This window comes from Mariniflexile sp. TRM1-10, assembly GCF_003425985.1.
Taxonomy (GTDB): Bacteria; Bacteroidota; Bacteroidia; order Flavobacteriales; family Flavobacteriaceae; genus Mariniflexile.
Genome location: NZ_CP022985.1, coordinates 447,953 through 469,178 on the forward strand (window position 1 = coordinate 447,953; position 21,226 = coordinate 469,178).

Consider the following 21,226-nt stretch of genomic DNA (forward strand, 5'->3'; position numbering starts at 1 on the left):
AATCTAAATAATTCCCTGAAGGCTCTACCACGAAAATAGTCTATTTTCAAGAAATTTTTATTTGGCAGACGGAACGCCCTTCATAATCATCTCGTGCGTGTAAATGCCATTCTCATGGGTGCTTTATTATGCTTATTTTAAATTATACAGTCATGGAAAACAACTGCGTATCGGGTTGTTTTCGTTGTAAAAGCAAATCGAAAGCCATACAAATGTTTCTAACAAATGGTTGGCCTTTTTTAGTAACCTCAATAGTATTTGAACCGATATTGAGTAATCCGTCGTTTTCCATTTCCTTTAATTTAATAAGGACTTCGGGAAGTTCTTTAAAATAAAGTGAATGACCAGACCATGTTGTTTTAAACTGGCACATCAAGTTAAGTATATGTTTTCGAATAACCAAATCCTCTTCATTTAAAATATGCCCTCTGTAAACCGGCAAAATATTTTCGTTTAACAAATGGTAATAAGCTTCAATGCCTTTTTCATTTTGGGAAAACCCATACCAACTATCACTTATGGCTGATACGCCCAAACCAATCATAGCTTGGGTTTTTGATGGAGTATAACCCATAAAATTTCTATGTAAATCGCCATTTTGCATCGATTTATAAAGTGAATCGGTTTGCAATGCAAAATGATCCATACCAATTTCGTGATAGCCGACTTCGGCAAGCAATTGCTTACCTAACTCATATTGCTGTCTTTTTAAATCTGCCGATGGTAAATCGGAATCATTAAACCCACGTTGTCCATTTCCTTTTATCCAAGGCACATGGGCATAGCTATAAAAAGCCAACCTATCGGGCAACAAAGCCTTGGTTTTTAAAATAGTTTCCCTTACATGCTCTAACGTTTGAAATGGCAAACCGAAAATAATATCATGGCCAACAGATGTGTATCCTACGTCTCTTGCCATTTCCGTAGCACGTTTTACGTTTTCAAAAGGTTGCATTCTATGAATGGCTTTTTGCACCGTTTCGTTATAATCTTGCACACCATAACTTACCCGTCTAAAACCTACACTGTAAAGCGCTTCTAAATGTGCTCTTGTCGTATTGTTTGGGTGTCCTTCAAAACTAAACTCATGTCCATCGGCAACTAGAGCGGTTTTTAAAATGCCTTTTATAAGTAGGGTTAAATTTTCTGGACTAAAAAAAGTGGGGGTACCGCCACCAAGGTGCAACTCTTTAATTATTGGTTTTTCATCAAACAATTCTAAATATAGTTGCCATTCTTTTAAAACCGCATCTATATAAGGTCTTTCTACACCGTGTTGCTTGGTTATACGCTTATTGCATCCACAAAACGTGCATAAGCTTTCGCAGTAAGGCAAATGAATATACAAACTTATGCCTTCTTTGGCATTACTTTCCTTAAAAGATTTTATCAACGAAGTTTTCCAATTTTTTAAAGAAAATGTATTCTGATTCCAATATGGAACTGTTGGATAGCTTGTATAACGAGGCCCCGCAATATTATATTTATTTACTAATGAACTTAACATACCTGACATTTATGTATCAAAAATATACAGATGCGTTTGTTAAATATATGATATATATCATGTATAACATTTGCAATTCGTATATTAGTGTTTTAACTTTCTTAAAATAAAAATCATCAAAAAATGAAAAATTTAAGTATACTATTAATCTCTTTATCCCTAAGCATCATTTCTTGTAAAAACGAGAAAAAAAATACTGAAACCACTGAAGATGAAACTATTGAAAGCCAAGTAGTAGAACCTAAAAGTATTACTGTAGAATTATCGGCTAAAAGCGAAAGTAACGTTAGCGGAACCGTTGTTTTTACTGATAAAAATGGTACTGTAAGCATGTTGGCTACCGCAAGCGGATTAGAACCTGGCTCACATGCTATACATATACACGAATCGTCAGACTGTTCGTCACCCGACGGAAAATCTGCAGGAGGCCATTGGAACCCAACAAACCAACCACATGGAAAATGGGGTGCTGAAACAGGTTACCATAAAGGCGATATTGGAAATTTTACTGCCGATGAAAACGGTAATGCCAGTATTTCTATTTCAACAGATGAATGGTGCATTGGTTGTGGCGATGAAACCAAAGACATTATTGGCAAAGGCATTATTGTACATGCCGGCGTTGACGACTTTACAACTCAACCAACTGGTGATGCTGGTGGGCGTGTAAGCTGCGGTGGCATCATTGAATAAAATAAACATAAAAACAGCTATATAAAAGCTACCCTAATAAAGTAGCTTTTATATTTATAATATTGTTGTCCAATAAAACTTTTATAATTCTCTGCAAACACAGTAATAATGACTTTTTAAGGAGATTATTAATTTGTGTCCTTTTTTTTGTAATGATAAGTTGATTTGTGATTATTAAAAACAGACATGCAAATATCAATTTGTTGTCATTTAGTCTATTTTCTTTATTCTATGTTCTTTTAGGATACGGTCTTGAACCTTTAATCAAACACTAACGATTTATAATATTGTCATGATACCGATATAACTGAAGAACATACTCTTGGTGCTATATAATTGTTATTTCTGAAAAGCAATTGAATTTGCTAGTTTGACTATTGAAGAAGTTTATTCTTCTGCGCCTTGGTGTTTTGAATAAGTACGCCATTTTTCAATACATTGTACCATATCGTCTGGAATTGGCGTATCAAAACTCATAAATTTACCTGTTTTTGGATGTACAAACCCCAATGTTTTTGCATGTAGCGCTTGTCTTGGCAACACTTTAAAGCAATTATCCACAAACTGTTTGTATTTGGTAAACGTCGTGCCTTTTAATACTTTTTCCCCACCATAACGTTCATCGTTAAACAAGGTATGCCCTATGTGTTTCATATGAACACGGATTTGGTGTGTACGTCCTGTTTCGAGTTTGCATGACACCAAAGTGACATAACCCAAACGCTCTATGACTTTATAATGCGTCACAGCAGGCTTTCCTTTATCGGCATCATCACCAAGATAGACTGTATTTTGTAATCGGTTTTTAGGATGACGCCCAATATTGCCTTCAATCGTGCCTTCCTCTTCTTCAATATTTCCCCAAACAATGGCAACATATTCACGTTCACTGGTCTTTTCAGCAAATTGCAATGACAAATGTGTCATCGCTTGTTCGGTTTTTGCTATAACTAAAAGTCCACTGGTATCTTTATCTATTCTATGTACCAAACCGGGGCGTTCACTTGAATTGTTTGGCAAGTTTTCAAACCTATAAATCAATGCATTTATAAGCGTCCCCGAATAATTTCCATGCCCAGGATGTACTACCATACCTGCTGGTTTGTTTACAACCAATAGCTCATCGTCTTCATAAACGATGTCAAGTGGAATATCTTCACCAACCAACAAATTTTCGTGAGGTGGATGCGTAAATAACACCCTAATTTTATCGAAAGGTTTTACTTTGTAATTTGATTTTACGGGAACTCCGTTCACAAAAATACTTCCGTTTTTGGCAGCAGCTTGAATTTTGTTACGAGTGGCGTTTTCAACAAAATTCATTAAGTATTTATCAATTCGCAGTGGCTTCTGCCCTTTTTCCACATCAAAAGCATGATGCTCGTAAAGGTCACTTTCATCTTCTAAAAATTCTGGGGTATAATCTTCCATGTAATATATTAACTGCGATACACCACAGCAATTTTCTAAATAATTTAATTTAAACCTTCCGAAGGGATACTATCGCCAGATTCATTTGAAGGTTCCCCCTCATCACCAGACATTCCCGAAGATGGTCTATTACCATTCCCAATAACCAAATCTATCGCAGTTGTTTTTGATAACTTATCCCCAGGTTTTATTTTTTCGCCTTTATATGTCATTTCTAAAACCAAGTCTTTAGCAATATTATCAACATAAGTAAGCTTTCCTACTTTAAAACCTACTGCTTCTAAAGTTGGTTTTGCTTGTCTAAAGGTGCGCTCTTTTAAATCTGGAACTGTAATTTTTCGGTATCCAGAAGGGTTTACAGTAATATATATTTTGCGGTCTTCTTTTACTTTGGCACCTGCAGCAGGCGCTTGGTCTATAACAGAAAATTTCGGATAATCGGGGTTGTAATTAGCCGAATCCTGAACTTGCATTTCTAAATTATTCTCGTCTAATTCTATCGCTGCAACACTTAAAGATTTACCTTTTAAATCGGGCACGGTTTCAAATTTACCATGGTTTGTTGTATAGCTTAGCCATCGTAAAATGATAAAACTTAACACCACTATGGCTCCCATTGCTAATAATAATTGTTTGAAAAACACTTTACTGGTTAGAAATTTAATAACGCTCATGTATAAAATTTTCGATTAGGCAAATATATAAAAACAGAACTGTTTTTTCTTTTGCAATTTAAGTGATATTTTAGCTTAACTAATAATAGATACGTTTTATTATAATTTTTAGACTAAAAAAAGATCCCTCCTTCGAGGGAATGACAAAATATAATTTATGAAAAAAAATATTGCTATCATTATGGGAGGTTATTCAAGCGAATACCAAATCTCATTAAAAAGCGGGCAAGTGGTTTACGAAACCCTAGATGCTTCAAAATACAACGCTTATAGAATCCATATTTTTAAAGAAAAGTGGGTATATGTTGATAGTGATAATAAAGAATTCCCTATTGATAAAAACGATTTTTCAGTGACTATAAACAACTCCAAAGTCACATTCGATTGTGTGTTTAATGCCATTCATGGTTCTCCGGGGGAAGACGGGTTTATGCAAGCGTATTTTAAACTACTAAACATACCACAAACAAGTTGCGATATGTATCAAGCGGCATTAACCTTTAATAAACGTGATTGTTTAAGTGTTTTAAAACCCTATGGCATAAAAACTGCCGAATCCTTTTATATAAATTTAGGCGATACCATTAACGAAGATGCCATTATTGCCAAAGTTGGGTTACCTTGTTTTGTTAAAGCCAACAAAGCAGGAAGTAGTTTTGGCGTAACCAAAGTGCACAAAAAAGAAGCTATTAAAAATGCCATTGAAGTGGCGTTTAAAGAAGATGATGAAATTATCATTGAATCGTTTTTAGATGGCACCGAAGTATCGGTAGGTGTTATAAACTTTAAAGGCGAAACCAAAGTTTTACCAATTACAGAGATTGTTAGTGAAAATGATTTTTTCGATTACGAAGCTAAGTACTTAGGAAAATCACAGGAAATAACTCCTGCCCGATTAACTCATGATGAAGAAACAAAAGTTACAGCCATTGCAAAAAAAGTGTACGAGGTTTTAAAAATGAAAGGTTTTAGCCGAAGCGAATATATTTTCAAAAATGGTGAGCCCCATTTATTAGAAGTAAACACCGTACCCGGATTAACCTTGGCTAGTATTTTACCTCAACAAGCCGCGGCAGCAGGTATTACTTTAGTAGAATTATTTGATAATGCTATTGCCGAAGCTTTAAAAAATTAATATAATAATAATGCGAATCAGGGGTTGGGTTTTCAAGAATATTAATATTCAACAAGTTCAGGTCTAATCTCTTGCAAAGTTCAAAACTTAGGAAAAGCTATTTCCCTGATTCACAAGGCTCATTTTAAACCCTTGATTCTCATTAATAATTATTGACTATATTTGATATCAGTCATTCAAACAATAAAAACAAAAATTTGGAATGAAACGAGCCATATTTCCTGGGTCTTTTGACCCCTTAACATTAGGACATTACGATATTATAAAACGTGGCGTTACCCTTTTCGATGAAGTCATTGTGGCAATTGGTGTGAATTCCGATAAAAAATACATGTTCTCTCTTGAAGAACGAAAAGTGTTTATTGAAAATGCTTTTTCAGGCGAACCTAAAGTAAAAGTAGTAACTTACAAAGGGTTAACCGTTGATTTCTGTAAAGAAATTGAAGCTGGTTTTATTTTACGTGGTTTACGAAACCCTGCCGATTTTGAGTTTGAAAAAGCCATAGCCCACGCCAACAGGAGCTTAGCTACCATTGAAACAGTATTTTTACTAACCTCGTCAAGAACATCGTTTATATCGTCTTCAATAGTGCGTGATGTTATTAAAAACAATGGCGACTATACCAAGTTTGTGCCTGATAGTGTGAGGGTGAAATAGGTTCTGGGTTTTGGGTTCTGGGTTTACAGGCTGGAATATTACATCGAACTCATAAACTTTGTATCTCTGAAGCTATGTAGCTCAGAAACTTTTCAACTTTGAAACTCTGAAACTTTAAAACTTATACTCCGATAAAGATTTTGGGAATTTTTCTGGATTTTCGGCTAAATAATAACGAGGGTCGTCTACAGCTTCAACAATAACTTCCCTAAATTTAGGACTCGCTTTATAGAGCAACACTTTACAATCTTCACTTAAATGCTTCAATTTTATTGTTTTTCCTTCGGCTTCATATTTATTCACCAAATTAAAAATAGCTTCTAAGGCCGAATGGTCACTAACGCGCGATTCAACAAAGTCTATTTCCACATTTTCGGGATCGTTTTTTATATCAAATTTTTCATTAAAAGCCTGAATGGAACCAAAAAACAAAGGGCCCCAAATTTCGTAGGTTTTGGTTTTTCCATCTTCAGAAAAACGCTTTCTTGCTCTAATTTTTTTGGCATTTTCCCAAGCAAAAACTAAAGCCGAAATAATAACCCCAACAAAAACGGCAATTGCCAAATCGTAAATAACAGTTACCGCAGATACTATTACCAACACAAAAGCATCCGATTTTGGTATTTTTCTAATAATTCTAAAACTGGACCACGCAAAAGTTTCTATAACCATCATAAACATAACCCCCACTAATGCCGCAATGGGCACTTGTTCAATATATTTATCGGCAAATAAGATAAATGTCAGTAGCGTTACTGCCATCATAATTCCCGATAGCCTTCCACGACCACCTGCATTAATATTTATAACTGTTTGCCCAATCATACCACAACCACCTGTACCGCCAAATAAACCGCTTACCATATTACCAGCTCCCTGTGCCAAACATTCTCTATTTCCGTTTCCTCTTGTTTCGGTTAATTCATCAACCAAATTCATGGTCATTAATGATTCAATTAACCCTACCGATGCCGCTAAAAAAGCATAAGGTAATATAAACATAAGTGTATCTATATTAAAAGGCAAATATTCCCAAAGCTGTAAATTGGGTGTTGGAAATTCGCCTTTTAAACCGCTTCCTCCGCCTTCAATAATATAAGAACCCACAGTACTTACTTCAATACCCCCAAAAACCACAATAGCTGTAGTAACAAGAATAGCCGTTAAAGCTGCTGGAATTTTGGTGGCTAATTTTGGCAACAACCAAATAACGCCCATGGTAAGCAATACCAAACCTAGCATAACGTATAGTTCTGTACCATGCATAGGGATACTACTATATGACTTTACACCTTCTGTGGATATTTCTAATTCTTTATGGGAAAACATACGCACTTGAGCTAGAAAAATAACAATAGCCAATCCATTAACGAACCCCATCATTACTGAATGAGGAATGAGTCTTACAAACTTTCCTAATTTAAACAAACCAGCACCTATTTGGAACACACCCATTAATACAACAGCAGCCAGTAAATAGAAGTAACCCATGTTTTCCACAGGCGTGTCGAACAACAAGCCTTTGGCATGCCCTTCTGAAATTAAATGCACAAAAATAACTGCAACCGCACCTGCTGCACCTGAAATTAAACCGGGTCTGCCTCCAAAAACAGCTGTAATTAAGCCTATAATGAAAGCGCCTGAAAGTGCCACCAAAGAATCTATTTGAGCCACAAAGGCAAAGGCAACTACTTCGGGAATCATGGCCAAAGATGTTGTAATACCTGCCAAAACATCATCTTTAGCATTTGGCATTATCTTCCTTACAAATTCTGTCATGGTTATTTTTAAGGAGCAAATTTATTACCAATAAATAAGTATATCCAGTAGAAACCTATTTTTAAGCCTTAAATTGTACTAAATCGTTTGAGTAGGACACAAGGCTCCTTTCTAAATTAAGCCTTTTATATTGGCATAGGAGTTTGTAAGCGCATCAAAAACCTGTTCTTGGTTTAACCATTCTACTTTGGTAATACCTTCTTCTTCTTGGGCATATAAATTGCCTTCAAAACTGGTTTTCATTTCAAACCAATAGGTTACCTTTATTTTATGGTTTCCATTACGCTTAAAAATATGGTAAGTAGTTTCTAGGGGTTTGGTAATTTCCAATCCAGCAACACCTGTTTCTTCCGTAACTTCACGAATGGCCGTTTTTTCAATAGATTCATTGCCTTCAATTTTACCTTTTGGCAAGTCCCATTTATCATTTCTATATATAAATAAAATCTCGTCGTTACCGTTGTACACCTTGCCGCCACCGGCAACCACATTAGGCAATTTTCTTAAAAACTTTTTTAAAAGCTTTTCGCCATTTTTATGAATAAGGCGTACTTCCTCTAGTTTGGTCGTATTAAGCTCTTTTATAACCTTACCTATATTTACGGTATTTAGTAAATAGTTTTTAAAATTAGTTTCTTGCTCAACAACTGTGGTTAAAATTATAGGTTTATCGCCAACAAAAATTTTGTACATGCTTTACTTTAATAATGAACTCAATCTTGACTTTTTTGATTGAAACGAAAAAATCAAGACGATTTCAATTACACTTTGGTAAAAATATCATTTTTAGTTACAAACTAGACATTGTTGAAAAAAATATTTTTATTCAATGCATCACTGCAACATAAAATTAAATTTATGTTTATTTTTGCCTTTATGATTTTTAACAAAGATACCGCTAGAAAAACTGCCGAAGTTTTATTGCAAGTTAATGCTATAAAGCTCAGCCCACAGAAGCCTTTTACTTGGGCTTCTGGATGGAAATCGCCTATTTATTGCGATAACCGTATTGTATTATCGTTTCCGCCCATTCGAAATTACATTCGTGAAACCATGGCGAAACAAATTGAAAAACAGTATGGAAAACCCGATGTTATTGCTGGTATTGCTACCGGAGCCATTGGCATTGGCATGTTGGTTGCCGAATATATGGGACTGCCCTTTATTTATGTAAGACCTGACGCTAAAAGCCATGGACGCCAAAACCAAATAGAAGGTTTTATTGAACACGGCCAAAATGTTGTTGTTGTTGAAGATTTAATAAGTACTGGCGGAAGCAGTTTAAATGCCGTAAAAGCTTTAAAAGAGGCCCATGTAAATGTAAAAGGCATGATTGCCATCTTTACTTATGGATTTGATGTGTCGATTAAGAATTTCGAAAAAGAAAACATCAAACTACAAACCTTAAGCGACTATAACAGCCTACTTGAACAGGCATTGAAAACCAATTACATCTCTGAAAAAGAATTAAAAACCTTATTGGAATGGAACACCAACCCAAGTGAATGGAACGCTAATTGATATACATGTGAGGTTGTGAAGTCGTTTAGTCGAAAATAACTTCAATCAGCTTAACAAAAAACAAATAAAAAGATGAAATTAGAATCTCCAAAAATAAGCGTTAGCAAATCTCCAGAAAGTGTTTTTGACTTTTTAACGGATGTTAAAAATTTTGAATCACTAATGCCAGAAAACATTAGTAAATTTGAAGTTTTAAACGAGGATACCTTTGTATTTGCTCTAAAAGGCATGCCAGAAATAATTTTAAAAAAGAAAGAAGTTGTGCCACCTAATAAAATAGTTTTAGGTGCCGCTGGCGGAAAAATAGACTTTTCGCTTATTGGTAATATCACAAAAATAGACGAGACTTCTTGCGAAGTGCAATTAGAATTTTCGGGTGACTTTAACCCCATGATGGCTATGATGATTAAAGGTCCCATAAGCAAATTTATAGAAACACTTGCTACAAGCATTCCTAAAGTTATTTAGACAGTCACTTAGAAACTGTTTAAGTTTTGTTTATTGATGCTTTTTTGAATTATTTTTGGATCAGATGAGACGGATTTTTTTAATAGCAGAGCTATTAGAAAAAAATTCAACGAAATATGGGTCAAAAAGAAACAAAAATGGCTTTTAGATAAAATTTAAACAGTTTCTTAATATAAAAGAGTAATTGTTTTTAAATCGAATTCTTTTATAACAGCATCTTCAAGCAACACTTGAAGATTTCCAGAATTTGAAATTCCTTTTATAAAACCAGAAAACACCAAACCTTCGGCATCTTGAAATGTTGAAGGTTTATTTTTTCTAAAAAGAGATGCTTCATATTTTGCTTTTAAAACATCTACTTGTCCTTTCTTCAATATATTAAAATAATGTTTTAAATTGTTGATGACAGCCTGTGTCACTTCATCTAAATCATAAATACGCCCAGAGATGAGTCTCAAAGAAGATGCTTTAGGCAAATTATCAAATTCAACTTGATTAACATTTAGCCCAATTCCAATAATAGAACTGCTGAAATTATTTTGTTTAATCACATTTTCTATTAAAATACCACATATTTTCTTGTTTTCTGACAAAATGTCGTTAGGCCATTTTACGCTTAATTTAGTAATAGAAAAAAATCTTAAGGTCTTTAATATCGCCAGTGAAGTGACAATACTTATATAGAATGGATGCTCTAAATCATATCCCAAAACATCCTTATACACGCTGAATGTGAGGTTTTTAGACGACTCCGAGCTCCAAACCGTACCCATTTGCCCTCTTCCATTCGTTTGTTCCTTAGCCACTACAGCTGTATAATCGGCAACACACTCGTTGGTGCAAAGTGTTTTTAAATAACTATTTGTAGAATCGGTGGCATTAAGTTTGATTATATGCATTAAAATAGTTATTATTAGTCAATAAAATCTTATGATAATTTTAAGCCATAAAGAACTAAAAAAATAATAACTTTGCAAAAATTTAAAAAATTTTAATGGCGAAAAAAGATATAAGTGCAGACCAATTAATATCGGTTATAATTAGTGGCATTGAAGACGTTAAAGGAAAAGAAATAAATATTCTTGATTTAAGAGAGATTGAAAATACGGTTTGCGATTATTTTATAATTTGCGAAGGAACTTCAAACACGCAAGTTAACGCTATAGTTAATTCTGTTCAGAAAAAAGTAAGCAAAGAACTTAAGGATCATCCTTGGCACACAGAAGGTATGGATAATGCCGAATGGGTACTTATGGATTATGTTAATGTTGTGGTACATGTGTTTCAAAAACAAATAAGACAGTACTATGACATTGAAAGCCTTTGGGGTGATGCAAAAACAACAGTTATACAAACTAGTTATTAAAAATTAAGGATGGCAAACGATAAAAAAAAAATAAATGAGAACAAACCAAAATTCAGTCCCTACTGGATTTACGGTATATTAATAGCCCTGTTTCTAGGGTTTCAATTGTTCAGCAACAACTCTTATCAAGATGGAAGTGCTACAACTCCTTCAGAATTTTTTAAATTTTTGGAAGCTGGTGATGTTGCTCAAGTTGATATTATAAAAAACACGCGAGTAGCTAAAGTTTATTTAACTTCAGAAGCGGAGAATAAAGAGATTCATAAAAAATCGAAACCTACAACATTTCTTCCATCTGCCACAAAATTGCCAAACTATAAATTTGAGTTTGGTGATCTTCAAAATTTTGAAAACCAGTTAAATGAAGTTGCTAAGGATTTACCTAGTAAACCTATTATAAAATTTGATACTGAAACCGATAATTGGGGCAGCCTTTTAATGAGCATTTTGCCTTTTATTTTACTTATTGCAGTATGGATTTTTATTATGCGCCGTATGTCTGGTGGTGCTGGAGGTGGTGCTGGAGGTCAGATATTCAATATAGGAAAATCAAAAGCCAAACTTTTTGATCAAAATACCGAAGTAAAAACGACTTTTAAAGATGTAGCAGGTCTAGAAGGTGCTAAAGAAGAAGTTCAGGAAATTGTAGATTTCCTTAAGTTCCCTGAAAAATACACCTCTTTAGGAGGGAAAATACCAAAAGGCGCACTTCTTGTAGGACCTCCAGGAACAGGGAAAACCTTATTAGCGAGAGCGGTTGCGGGCGAGGCTAAAGTACCTTTCTTTTCACTATCCGGCTCCGATTTTGTTGAAATGTTTGTGGGTGTTGGTGCTTCTCGTGTTCGAGATTTATTCAAACAAGCTAAAGAAAAATCACCTTCAATTATATTTATTGATGAAATTGATGCCATTGGTCGTGCCAGAGGAAAAAACGCCATGTCTGGAAGTAATGATGAACGTGAGAACACCTTAAATCAATTACTGACGGAAATGGATGGTTTTGGTACAAATACCAATGTTATCGTACTTGCCGCAACCAACAGAGCCGATATTTTAGATACCGCTTTAATGCGTGCAGGTCGTTTTGATAGACAAATTTATGTTGATTTACCAGACGTTCGTGAGCGCAAGGAAATTTTTGAAGTGCATTTAAGACCTCTTAAAAAAGCAAAAGACTTAGACCTTGATTTCTTATCAAAACAAACGCCAGGGTTCTCTGGTGCCGATATTGCAAATGTTTGTAACGAAGCCGCTTTAATAGCTGCAAGGAAAGGCAAAAAGTCTGTTGACAAACAAGATTTTCTTGATGCCGTAGATAGAATTATTGGTGGTTTAGAAAAGAAAAATAAAATTATTACCCCAAGTGAAAAAAGAGCCGTGGCATTCCACGAAGCGGGTCATGCCGTAGTTAGTTGGATGTTAGAACATGCTGCACCATTGGTTAAAGTTACCATTGTACCACGTGGACGTTCTTTAGGTGCTGCATGGTATTTGCCAGAAGAACGTTTAATTGTTCACCCAGAACAAATGCTGGACGAAATGTGTGCTGCTTTAGGTGGTCGCGCTGCCGAAAAGGTTATTTTCAATAAAATATCTACAGGTGCATTAAGCGATTTAGAAAAAGTAACCAAACAAGCAAGAGCCATGGTTACCATTTATGGGCTAAGTGACAAAATTGGCAACTTAACCTATTACGATTCTTCTGGGCAAAACGAATATGGTTTTACAAAACCATATAGCGAACAAACAGCAGAATTAATAGACAAAGAGATTTCAGACATTATTGAAACACAATATAAACGTGCTATTAAATTACTTGAAGATAACAGAGATAAACTTACAGAACTAGCAGAAGTTCTTCTTGAAAAAGAGGTTATTTTTAAAGACAACTTAGAGAAAATATTTGGTGAACGTGCTTTTCAAAAAGAAGACGTTGATAATCAATAAAACAAGTTATCGACTATAATGTTTAGATAATTAGTAAAAATCTTAAATTAAACACGTGTTTAGTTTAAGATTTTTTATATTTGATAACCTCAAAAAGAATTATATTAATAGCAGCTTACTAAATGAGCCTTTTTAGAAAAATTTTCGGACTGAAACCAGATCAATCAGATGAAGGAGTAAAGTCTTCTGAAAGAGGCAAATACATGCCTGAAATAAAACTGCCAATTGACGAAAAGTTTACCATAAACTTTAAAGGTAATGGCGGAAAGTTTTTGTATTGTGAAAATTTAAATGAAATATTCCAGAATTTACAACACATTGTTGAGGAAAACAATTGGGACGACAAGGAAACACTGATATTGGACGAGAATATAAAAGATAAATTTAAAGACTCCAATTTAAAGCCTACTACTAACATTAGCAATTCCACTATTTTTTTAACTACTTGTGAAAATTTAATTGCAAACGATGGTTCCCTGCTTATTTCCTCAAAACAAATTTTCGAAAAAAAATTACCTGAATTACCTGCTAACTTTATTGTTTTTGCAACAACAAGTCAGATCGTCGAAAATATTGGTGAAGGCTTAAGAGGTATAAAGGCTAAAAACAAACAAAAAATTCCAACAAACATTACAACCATAAAACATTTTAAATCTAACGACGAAAAAGATTTTTTAAGCTATGGAAGTAGTGCCAAAAACCTATACCTACTTCTTTTAGAAGACTTATAAGATGAAAGAAATTCTTATTCGATCACTTTCTGGTTTACTCTATGTCTTGCTTTTAATTCTGTGTTTAAGCCATCTACAATCACTAATTGCTTTGTTTTTTGTGTTTGGCATTGTTTGTTTAGCCGAATTTAAAAAGCTCATCCAGCTTAAAAACATCATCCCGTATTTTATATTTGGTGTCCTATATGCTTTTTTTGTGTATTGGCAGCTCATTTTAAATACAAATGCCGGTATCGACGAAGCTATTCAAATACTAATGGTACTAACTATATTTATTGAATTGTTTTTAATTAAAGACTTGTTTTCAGAAAAAACAACACCACTATTTACTTCTAAACAATTTATATTAACCACCTTTTACATTTCAAGCGCTTTTGTTTTTTTAGTTTTAATAGCCGATTATCATGAAAACTACAATCCGAACATTCTATTAGGAGCTTTTATTTTAGTATGGGTGAACGATTCTTTTGCTTATTTAATTGGTAAAAATTTTGGTAAACAAAAGCTTTTCGAAAAAATTTCACCAAAAAAAACAGTAGAAGGTTTTCTAGGAGGTTTGCTTTTTTCGTGCATAGCAAGTTATTTTATTGCTACCTTTACACAAACTTTAGATTTTACAAGTTGGCTTATTTTAGGTATCATTATAACCGTATTTGGTACGTTGGGCGACTTAATAGAATCTAAGTTCAAAAGACAAGCAAACGTAAAGGACAGTGGTACTATAATGCCTGGTCACGGTGGCTTGTTGGATCGATTGGACAGCATTATTTTTGCTGCTCCTTTTATTTATTTATTTTTAAGAATTTTACACTATGTTTCATAAAGAAGGACATAAAATAATATTTCTAACATTTGTATTTGTTGTTGGCTGTTCTTTATTGGCCGACAGTTTCATACCCATAACTTGGTTACGAACCATTGTTTTAAGTGTGTTATTAATATTTTTAATACTTATTCTTCAATTTTTCAGAAACCCAAAACGTCGTACTGCTTTAAATAACAAAAGTGTTGTGTCTCCTGTTGACGGTAAAGTCGTTGTTATTGAAGAAGTTTTTGAAAAAGAATATTTTAACGACAAACGTTTACAGGTAAGTGTTTTTATGTCTCCAATAAATGTTCATGTTACACGTTACCCTATTAGCGGCAATGTGATATTTAGTAAATACCATCCTGGCAAATATTTAGTTGCATGGCATCCTAAAGCTAGCGAAGAAAACGAACGTACTACAGTTGTTGTTGAAAATGAAACTTATGGCAAAGTATTATACAGACAAATAGCCGGAGCTTTGGCAAAACGTATTGTGAACTATGCTAAAATAAACGATAAAGTAATCCAAGGTGGTGAGTCTGGATTTATAAAATTTGGTTCAAGGGTTGATTTATTTTTACCAATAGGAACAAAAATAAAAGTACAACTTAACCAAAAAGTTCGAGGAGGTGAAAGTATTATTGCAGAAACAAATGACTGATGAAGAATTAGAAATAGAATTTCTAGATGCGGTTGAACGTGTAAATGCCTACACCGAACCTTTTCCTGCCGATGTGCTTCTAAACCTGTATGCCTATTACAAAAAAGCCACCAATAATTACAGTCGCCCTGGCAGTAAAAAAGCCATTATAAATGCTTTTAAAACCAATGCATTGTTTCAAGCAAAAGATATTTCCCAAAACGAAGCGAAACGCTTGTATATCGACTTAGTAAATAAGTATTTTTTGTACGGAAGATAAAAAGTTCATTTCACCAAATACTATTTGTTACATACGTTCAGGTACCTGTATTCCCAAAACGCTAAACGCGTTTTTAATAGTCTGTGCTACTTTATTTGATAGCTGTACCCTAAACACTTTTTCATTTTCATTATCTGCGCCTAAAATAGAAACATTTTGATAAAACGAATTAAATTCTTTTACCAAGTCGTATGTATAATTAGCAACCAATGCCGGACTGTGTTGTGAAGCTGCATTTTGAATAATCTCAGGAAACAATTCTAATTGCTTTAATAGTTCTTTTTCTTTTGCATGAAGCGGTATATCTATATTAACAGATAAATCAAAATCTGCTTTTCTTAAAATAGCCTGAATTCTTGCATAAGTATATTGAATGAAGGGCCCTGTATTGCCTTGAAAATCGATAGATTCCTTGGGGTCGAACAAAATACGTTTTTTAGGATCGACTTTAAGAATATAATATTTTAAAGCACCTAAGCCAATGGTTTTATATAACGCTTGCTTTTCTTTTTCACTATAACCATCCAATTTCCCTAACTCTTCCGATATTTCGCCTGCTGTTGAAGCCATTTCATCAATTAAATCATCGGCATCAACCACGGTTCCTTCCCTGCTTTTCATTTTTCCACTAGGTAAATCAACCATACCGTAACTTAAATGATATAGGTTTTTAGCCCATTCAAACCCTAACTTTTTCAAAATTAAGAACAGTACTTGGAAATGGTAATCTTGCTCGTTACCCACGGTATAAACCATACCGCCTACATCTGGAAAATCTTTAATTCGTTGTATAGCTGTACCGATATCTTGCGTCATATAAACGGCTGTGCCGTCTGAACGTTGCACTATTTTTTTATCCAAGCCATCTTCGGTTAAATCGCACCAAACCGAACCATCAGTTTCTTGTATAAACACACCCGACCTTAAGCCTTCGGCAACAAATTCCTTCCCTAATAAGTAGGTATCACTTTCGTAATATAGGGTATCAAAATCAACGCCTAAATTTTTATAAGTTTCGGCGAAACCATCATATACCCAACCATTCATTTTTTTCCAAAGCGCTACGGTTTCTTCATCGCCAGCTTCCCATTCTTGAAGCATGTTTTGAGCTTCCAACAAAAGTGGGGCGCTTTTTTTGGCTTCATCCTCAGTTTTACCAGAAGCTTTTAGCATTTCTATCTCTTTCTTATATTCTTGGTCAAACTTCACATAATAATTACCTACCAATTTATCGCCTTTTAAACCAGTACTTTTTGGAGTTTCTCCGTTACCAAAAAGCTTCCAAGCCAACATGCTTTTACAAATATGAATGCCTCGGTCGTTTATAATTTGCGTTTTATAAACTTTTTTACCTGATGCTTTTAAAATTTCAGCGACACTATACCCTAAAAGGTTGTTTCGAACATGTCCTAAATGCAAGGGTTTGTTGGTATTTGGCGACGAATATTCAACCATAATAGCTTTATCGTCTGCTTCTGGTGATACAAAACCATAGGTTTTTTCATCTTTAATACTATTAAAAAAGTTTAAATAATAAGCATCGCTAATTTCAATGTTTAAAAACCCTTTTACAACATTAAATGCCTTAACCTCTACAACTTTTTCCACTAAATAATTACCAATGGTTTCGCCAATTTGAACTGGATTTCCTTTAATAAAACGCAACATGGGGAATATTACCACGGTAATATCTCCCGCAAATTCTTTTCTCGTGGCTTGAAATTCCACCGATTCCAATTGCATATTAAAAGATGCTAAAACGGCTTGTTTTACTTGGTTTGATAAAGTTTCTTGAAGGCTCATTAATAGTGTGTTTTTTAGGAGAGCAAAGATAAAACTTTTATTAAAGGATTATTGCAAAATTTGGTTTATTAAAAACAAGGTAAATAGTTCCTACCATCCAAGTAAAATGCATCATCAAAAACCTTCAAAAAAGCCATTAAAATAGATGTGCATTTTGTCGATAAAAGTGCTCTTTTTCCATGATTTTTGCCGTTAATCTATTCGTCGGATTTTTGCCTCTTTTTGGTATATCCTTTTATCTAATTTATTGGTAGAAAAACGCAGAAATTAGATTTTGATGATGCTTTTTCTAACTTTTGTTAAGTAAAGCTATTAATCATCCATTCAACGGATTTTTTTTAACCAACTAAAAAACATTACAGCTTAATAGGTAATACTTATTTCCCTCAAATAAGACATACTTAATTATGGTTTTATTACTTGTTGTAATATAATGCTAGTATGAGGAAAATAATTATTTTAATTATTCTTTTATCTGTATTCTTAGGTTTCTCTCAAACCAAAGAGTTGGATAGTCTTTACATACAACTTGCTTATGAAACCCAAGATTCTTTAAAAATAAAAACCTCTTTAAAGCTTATTAAATCACTTTATGAGATTGAGGATTATGATAAGGCTTTAAAATATACTATTGAAAGCGAAAAACTTTCAACCAATCTAAATTACACAAAAGGCATTGCCGAAACAACCTATTTTAAATCGCTTATTTACGCTCAAAAAGGAGACTATATTAATGCCATAAGTGGCTATGAAAAAGCTAAAGAACTATTTAAACATTTAAATGATGCCCTCGGGATTGCAAAAGTTAACAACAGTATTGGCTTTATAGAAATTAAACGTGGTAATTATTCCAAAGGATTACAATATTCGCTGTCAGCCATTAAAGAATTAGAAAAACAAAATCTTAAAAAAGACCTTAGTTTGGCTTATAGCAATTTAGCAAAAGCATATCAAAATATAGATGCCATTGATAGAGCTATAGCATTTAACTTAAAAGCTGTAGAAGTTCAAACACAATTAAACGATAATACTGCACTTACGCAATCGTACCACCAGTTAGCGGAACTATATTCATCTAAAAACGAAAACAGAAAAGCTATTGAATATTACCAAAAGATTTTGGATGGTAAAACGACAAATATAGACTCTCTACAAGCTATTATTTATCCAAAACTAGGTGCCGAATACTTAAAATTCAACGATTACGAAAAAGCATCTCAATACTTAATTGAGGGTTTAAATATTAACAGAAAGCTTAATAATCAAGAAGGCATATTATTGGCTTTAAATAGTCTTGGAGAATTAAATTTACAAACCAACCGATTAGTTTTAGCCGAACAGCAACTTTATGAGGCGGGTGTTATTGCCAAAAGCATTAATAACAAACCGGAGTTACTTAAATATTATAAATTAATGATTGCCTTAGACTCTACAAAAAACAAATTTGAAAGCGCTTTTATGTGGCAACGTGAGTATTATAATTTAAAAAGCAGCCTAAATAACTCCAATAATTCAAAACATCCAGATTCGATTCAATTAGACTTCAATCCAGATTTTGAAAAAGAGTTGACAAACAACCTTACTGAAACTGACACCAGCAATTCCTATATTGGTTTAAATGAAAAATCAGATAAGTTCAAATTGATTTTTTACGGACTTTTAGCAGCACTTGCCATTGTTTCTACCTTTTTAATATTAATTTATTTAAAGCGAAATAATAACATAAAATACACTCAAGAATTAGAAGAAAAAAATCTTAAAATTGAATTACAAAACGAAGCCTTTCAAGAGCAAACCAAGCATTTAGAAAACGTTAATAATGTAAAGGATAAATTGTTTTCAATTGTATCGCATGATTTAAAAGACTCGCTTTCTTCAATAAATGGCTTTATAGATTTATTAAAGGATGGTTCTTTATCTAGAGAAGAATTCGATAATTTAATTCCAGAACTAAGTGAAAACGCCAACAATGCCTCGTTGTTGCTATTTAACTTATTAAATTGGTCTAAATCACAAATGCAATCATTAGAACCCAAACCAACATTGTTCGATGTTCAGGAGGTTTTTGAGGAAAAAATAAGGCTTATAGAACAACGCATGGAAAGTAAAGGCATCAAATTAATAGACCATTCGCTACGCGATTTTGCCTATGCCGATAGAAGTATGTTTGAGATAGTTATACAAAATTTGCTTGCCAATGCTTTAAAATTTTGTAAAAATGGCGACACCATTACCATTTCAAACCACATAAGTAACGGTAGCTGTATTATTAGCATTGCCGATACAGGGGTTGGTATTTCTAAACAAAATATAGACAAATTATTTAAAAGCAGCTCGTTTACTACCGTAGGCACCAATAACGAAAAAGGCACAGGTTTAGGGTTATCAATTTGTAAAGAACTGGTAGAATTAAACAATGGTAAAATTTGGGTAGAAAGTACCGTTAATGTTGGTAGTACCTTTTACGTGCAATTACCAAAATCTAGACCGTCGTAGTGTTTATTTGGGCGTTACCCAAGGGTCGGGCTGTTCGTTGCAATCTTTTTGTTCGTGTCTCTCAAAAAGGATTTTCACTGCCATCCCTAACGCAAACCCAGTTTCAATTCAAATTAAGAGCCTGTTTAAATTTGTATCAATTGGATCTTCTATAGCTCATTTTTGATGCAAAATGAGGCGAAATCGAAGATAATGGCAGGGCCATTTGATGAGGTTTCAACGAAATTTGGCGCAAAAAGGGGTATAGAAGATCCAATTGATACAAATTTAAACAGGCTCTAAGCTTTAGGCAAAAACACTTCAGCTATCATACAGCGTGCACTTCCACCACCACAAGCTTCAATAATATCCAAAGAACTGGAAAGTATATTGGTATGTTTTTTAAGCCTTTCTATTTGACTTGCAGTTAAAGAATCGTAAGCTGCTTGGCTCATCACTAAATACCGCTCATCATTAGCTCCCTTAACTTGTAACATATTACCAGCAAAATTATTGACCTGTGCTTCGGTAATATCAATGATGTCTTTACCATCTTGCTTTAAATGGTCAATGACATTCTTACGCTCTTTTTTATCATCAATACTACTTAAACAAATAACCGCAAAGGTTTCCCCCACACACATCATAACATTGGTATGGTAAATGGCTTTTCGTTGCCCATTTACGGTTTGGTTTGCCGTAAAAATAACGGGCATGTATTCAAAATCTTCACAAAATTCAATAAACAACTCTTCGTCAGCTCTGGGAGACAAGGCACAATAGGCTTTTCTGTTTACCCTGTCCAGCAATACACTTCCAGTGCCTTCAAGAAACACACCTTCTTCCTCTGCATCTGTGTAGTCAAAAATATTTTTAATAACAAAGCCTGCATTTTCGACAGCTTCAAGCACATCTTCATTACGTTCCAAACGTCTGTTTTCTGCAAACATAGGGTACAAACCAACATTGCCATTTTCGTGAAACGACACCCAATTGTTTGGAAAAATAGCATCGGGCGTATCAAATTCATTAGTATCATTCACCACAATGACATTTACACCAACTCCACGAAGCTTTTCAACAAAGCCATCAAACTCTTGTTGCGCTTTGGCATTAACCGTTTGTGGCAATATAGTATCTATTACTTTTTGGTAATAGTTGTTTACCGCCGTTTGTTCGTTCATCCTAAAATTTATAGGGCGAATCATTAAAATGGTGTTTGTAGTCTGTTGCATAACATAATTTATATTACAAAAGTATAACTATTTATATAATGAACTCAGATTACTATCATTGCTTTTATGTTAAAA

The 21,226-nt window shown here is 33.9% G+C and carries 20 protein-coding genes; 12 read left to right on the forward strand and 8 right to left on the reverse strand.

Annotated features, from left to right (window positions below; translation table 11 throughout):
• Positions 1-142: 142 nt before the first annotated feature.
• The gene (gene hemN, locus CJ739_RS02105; protein WP_117178678.1) at positions 143-1,507 is read right to left on the reverse strand and encodes an oxygen-independent coproporphyrinogen III oxidase; all 1,365 of its coding nucleotides are present in this window, start codon (positions 1,505-1,507) and stop codon (positions 143-145) included.
• Positions 1,508-1,630: 123 nt separating this feature from the next.
• On the opposite strand from hemN, the gene CJ739_RS02110 reads away from it, so the two are divergent.
• A complete protein-coding gene (locus CJ739_RS02110; RefSeq protein WP_117172409.1) occupies positions 1,631-2,200 on the forward strand; it encodes a superoxide dismutase family protein in 570 nt (189 codons plus the stop codon).
• Positions 2,201-2,587: 387 nt separating this feature from the next.
• Here CJ739_RS02110 and CJ739_RS02115 read toward each other — a convergent pair whose 3' ends face one another.
• Positions 2,588-3,631 carry an RluA family pseudouridine synthase gene (locus CJ739_RS02115; protein WP_117172410.1) on the reverse strand — a complete coding sequence of 348 codons (1,044 nt, stop codon included), beginning with the start codon at positions 3,629-3,631 and terminating at the stop codon, positions 2,588-2,590.
• 44 nt (positions 3,632-3,675) lie between these two features.
• On the reverse strand, positions 3,676-4,305 hold the full coding sequence (locus tag CJ739_RS02120; protein WP_117172411.1) for a PASTA domain-containing protein: 630 nt from the start codon (positions 4,303-4,305) through the stop codon (positions 3,676-3,678).
• 157 nt (positions 4,306-4,462) lie between these two features.
• Here CJ739_RS02120 and CJ739_RS02125 point away from each other — a divergent pair, with 157 nt between their 5' ends.
• On the forward strand, positions 4,463-5,440 hold the full coding sequence (locus CJ739_RS02125) for a D-alanine--D-alanine ligase (protein ID WP_117172412.1): 978 nt from the start codon (positions 4,463-4,465) through the stop codon (positions 5,438-5,440).
• A gap of 202 nt (positions 5,441-5,642) precedes the next feature.
• Positions 5,643-6,098 (forward strand): pantetheine-phosphate adenylyltransferase, encoded by a 456-nt coding sequence (gene coaD / locus CJ739_RS02130; protein WP_117172413.1) that lies wholly within the window; start codon positions 5,643-5,645, stop codon positions 6,096-6,098.
• 114 nt (positions 6,099-6,212) lie between these two features.
• On the opposite strand, the gene CJ739_RS02135 is transcribed toward coaD, so the two are convergent.
• Both CJ739_RS02135 and CJ739_RS02140 read right to left on the reverse strand, forming a co-directional pair.
• A complete protein-coding gene (locus CJ739_RS02135) occupies positions 6,213-7,877 on the reverse strand; it encodes a SulP family inorganic anion transporter (protein ID WP_117172414.1) in 1,665 nt (554 codons plus the stop codon).
• Between the two features lie 111 nt (positions 7,878-7,988).
• Positions 7,989-8,570: an NUDIX hydrolase gene (locus CJ739_RS02140; RefSeq protein ID WP_117172415.1), complete on the reverse strand. Its 582-nt coding sequence runs from the start codon at positions 8,568-8,570 to the stop codon at positions 7,989-7,991.
• Positions 8,571-8,753: 183 nt separating this feature from the next.
• Between CJ739_RS02140 and pyrE the strand changes: the two genes are divergently transcribed.
• Together pyrE and CJ739_RS02150 are read left to right on the forward strand one after the other, a co-directional pair.
• Positions 8,754-9,398 carry an orotate phosphoribosyltransferase gene (gene pyrE, locus CJ739_RS02145; protein ID WP_117178679.1) on the forward strand — a complete coding sequence of 215 codons (645 nt, stop codon included), beginning with the start codon at positions 8,754-8,756 and terminating at the stop codon, positions 9,396-9,398.
• A gap of 72 nt (positions 9,399-9,470) precedes the next feature.
• Positions 9,471-9,866, forward strand: a complete 396-nt coding sequence (locus tag CJ739_RS02150) for an SRPBCC family protein (protein WP_117172416.1) — start codon at positions 9,471-9,473, stop codon at positions 9,864-9,866.
• Between the two features lie 167 nt (positions 9,867-10,033).
• Here CJ739_RS02150 and CJ739_RS02155 read toward each other — a convergent pair whose 3' ends face one another.
• Entirely contained in the window at positions 10,034-10,765 is a 732-nt protein-coding gene (locus CJ739_RS02155) for a biotin--[acetyl-CoA-carboxylase] ligase (RefSeq protein ID WP_117172417.1), read from the reverse strand.
• A gap of 95 nt (positions 10,766-10,860) precedes the next feature.
• Here CJ739_RS02155 and rsfS point away from each other — a divergent pair, with 95 nt between their 5' ends.
• From rsfS to CJ739_RS02185, 6 genes are all read left to right on the forward strand, one after another.
• Positions 10,861-11,232, forward strand: a complete 372-nt coding sequence (gene rsfS / locus CJ739_RS02160; RefSeq protein ID WP_117172418.1) for a ribosome silencing factor — start codon at positions 10,861-10,863, stop codon at positions 11,230-11,232.
• 9 nt (positions 11,233-11,241) lie between these two features.
• Positions 11,242-13,179, forward strand: coding sequence for an ATP-dependent zinc metalloprotease FtsH (gene ftsH, locus CJ739_RS02165; protein ID WP_117172419.1), 1,938 nt, complete (start codon positions 11,242-11,244; stop codon positions 13,177-13,179).
• A gap of 122 nt (positions 13,180-13,301) precedes the next feature.
• Positions 13,302-13,910 carry an LUD domain-containing protein gene (locus tag CJ739_RS02170; RefSeq protein ID WP_117172420.1) on the forward strand — a complete coding sequence of 203 codons (609 nt, stop codon included), beginning with the start codon at positions 13,302-13,304 and terminating at the stop codon, positions 13,908-13,910.
• A 1-nt stretch (position 13,911) separates the two neighbouring features.
• Entirely contained in the window at positions 13,912-14,733 is an 822-nt protein-coding gene (locus tag CJ739_RS02175) for a phosphatidate cytidylyltransferase (protein ID WP_117172421.1), read from the forward strand.
• Positions 14,723-15,379: a phosphatidylserine decarboxylase family protein gene (locus tag CJ739_RS02180; RefSeq protein WP_117172422.1), complete on the forward strand. Its 657-nt coding sequence runs from the start codon at positions 14,723-14,725 to the stop codon at positions 15,377-15,379. Before CJ739_RS02175 ends, CJ739_RS02180 begins: the two co-directional genes overlap by 11 nt.
• Positions 15,372-15,638, forward strand: coding sequence for an acyl-CoA-binding protein (locus CJ739_RS02185; RefSeq protein WP_117172423.1), 267 nt, complete (start codon positions 15,372-15,374; stop codon positions 15,636-15,638). Before CJ739_RS02180 ends, CJ739_RS02185 begins: the two co-directional genes overlap by 8 nt.
• Positions 15,639-15,665: 27 nt before the next feature.
• Here CJ739_RS02185 and argS read toward each other — a convergent pair whose 3' ends face one another.
• Positions 15,666-17,441, reverse strand: coding sequence for an arginine--tRNA ligase (gene argS, locus CJ739_RS02190; RefSeq protein ID WP_117172424.1), 1,776 nt, complete (start codon positions 17,439-17,441; stop codon positions 15,666-15,668).
• 441 nt (positions 17,442-17,882) lie between these two features.
• Between argS and CJ739_RS02195 the strand changes: the two genes are divergently transcribed.
• Positions 17,883-19,937, forward strand: a complete 2,055-nt coding sequence (locus CJ739_RS02195) for a tetratricopeptide repeat-containing sensor histidine kinase (protein WP_117172425.1) — start codon at positions 17,883-17,885, stop codon at positions 19,935-19,937.
• A 278-nt stretch (positions 19,938-20,215) separates the two neighbouring features.
• On the opposite strand, the gene ctlX is transcribed toward CJ739_RS02195, so the two are convergent.
• Positions 20,216-21,151, reverse strand: coding sequence for a citrulline utilization hydrolase CtlX (ctlX, locus tag CJ739_RS02200; RefSeq protein ID WP_117172426.1), 936 nt, complete (start codon positions 21,149-21,151; stop codon positions 20,216-20,218).
• Positions 21,152-21,226 lie beyond the last annotated feature (75 nt).

Coding starts and splice junctions, on each gene's coding strand:
- hemN (WP_117178678.1), bottom strand. CDS start 1,507: ATGTTAAGTTCATTAGTAAATAAATATAATATTGCGGGGCCTCGTTAT.
- CJ739_RS02110 (WP_117172409.1), top strand. CDS start 1,631: ATGAAAAATTTAAGTATACTATTAATCTCTTTATCCCTAAGCATCATT.
- CJ739_RS02115 (WP_117172410.1), bottom strand. CDS start 3,631: ATGGAAGATTATACCCCAGAATTTTTAGAAGATGAAAGTGACCTTTAC.
- CJ739_RS02120 (WP_117172411.1), bottom strand. CDS start 4,305: ATGAGCGTTATTAAATTTCTAACCAGTAAAGTGTTTTTCAAACAATTA.
- CJ739_RS02125 (WP_117172412.1), top strand. CDS start 4,463: ATGAAAAAAAATATTGCTATCATTATGGGAGGTTATTCAAGCGAATAC.
- coaD (WP_117172413.1), top strand. CDS start 5,643: ATGAAACGAGCCATATTTCCTGGGTCTTTTGACCCCTTAACATTAGGA.
- CJ739_RS02135 (WP_117172414.1), bottom strand. CDS start 7,877: ATGACAGAATTTGTAAGGAAGATAATGCCAAATGCTAAAGATGATGTT.
- CJ739_RS02140 (WP_117172415.1), bottom strand. CDS start 8,570: ATGTACAAAATTTTTGTTGGCGATAAACCTATAATTTTAACCACAGTT.
- pyrE (WP_117178679.1), top strand. CDS start 8,754: ATGATTTTTAACAAAGATACCGCTAGAAAAACTGCCGAAGTTTTATTG.
- CJ739_RS02150 (WP_117172416.1), top strand. CDS start 9,471: ATGAAATTAGAATCTCCAAAAATAAGCGTTAGCAAATCTCCAGAAAGT.
- CJ739_RS02155 (WP_117172417.1), bottom strand. CDS start 10,765: ATGCATATAATCAAACTTAATGCCACCGATTCTACAAATAGTTATTTA.
- rsfS (WP_117172418.1), top strand. CDS start 10,861: ATGGCGAAAAAAGATATAAGTGCAGACCAATTAATATCGGTTATAATT.
- ftsH (WP_117172419.1), top strand. CDS start 11,242: ATGGCAAACGATAAAAAAAAAATAAATGAGAACAAACCAAAATTCAGT.
- CJ739_RS02170 (WP_117172420.1), top strand. CDS start 13,302: ATGAGCCTTTTTAGAAAAATTTTCGGACTGAAACCAGATCAATCAGAT.
- CJ739_RS02175 (WP_117172421.1), top strand. CDS start 13,912: ATGAAAGAAATTCTTATTCGATCACTTTCTGGTTTACTCTATGTCTTG.
- CJ739_RS02180 (WP_117172422.1), top strand. CDS start 14,723: ATGTTTCATAAAGAAGGACATAAAATAATATTTCTAACATTTGTATTT.
- CJ739_RS02185 (WP_117172423.1), top strand. CDS start 15,372: ATGACTGATGAAGAATTAGAAATAGAATTTCTAGATGCGGTTGAACGT.
- argS (WP_117172424.1), bottom strand. CDS start 17,441: ATGAGCCTTCAAGAAACTTTATCAAACCAAGTAAAACAAGCCGTTTTA.
- CJ739_RS02195 (WP_117172425.1), top strand. CDS start 17,883: ATGAGGAAAATAATTATTTTAATTATTCTTTTATCTGTATTCTTAGGT.
- ctlX (WP_117172426.1), bottom strand. CDS start 21,151: ATGCAACAGACTACAAACACCATTTTAATGATTCGCCCTATAAATTTT.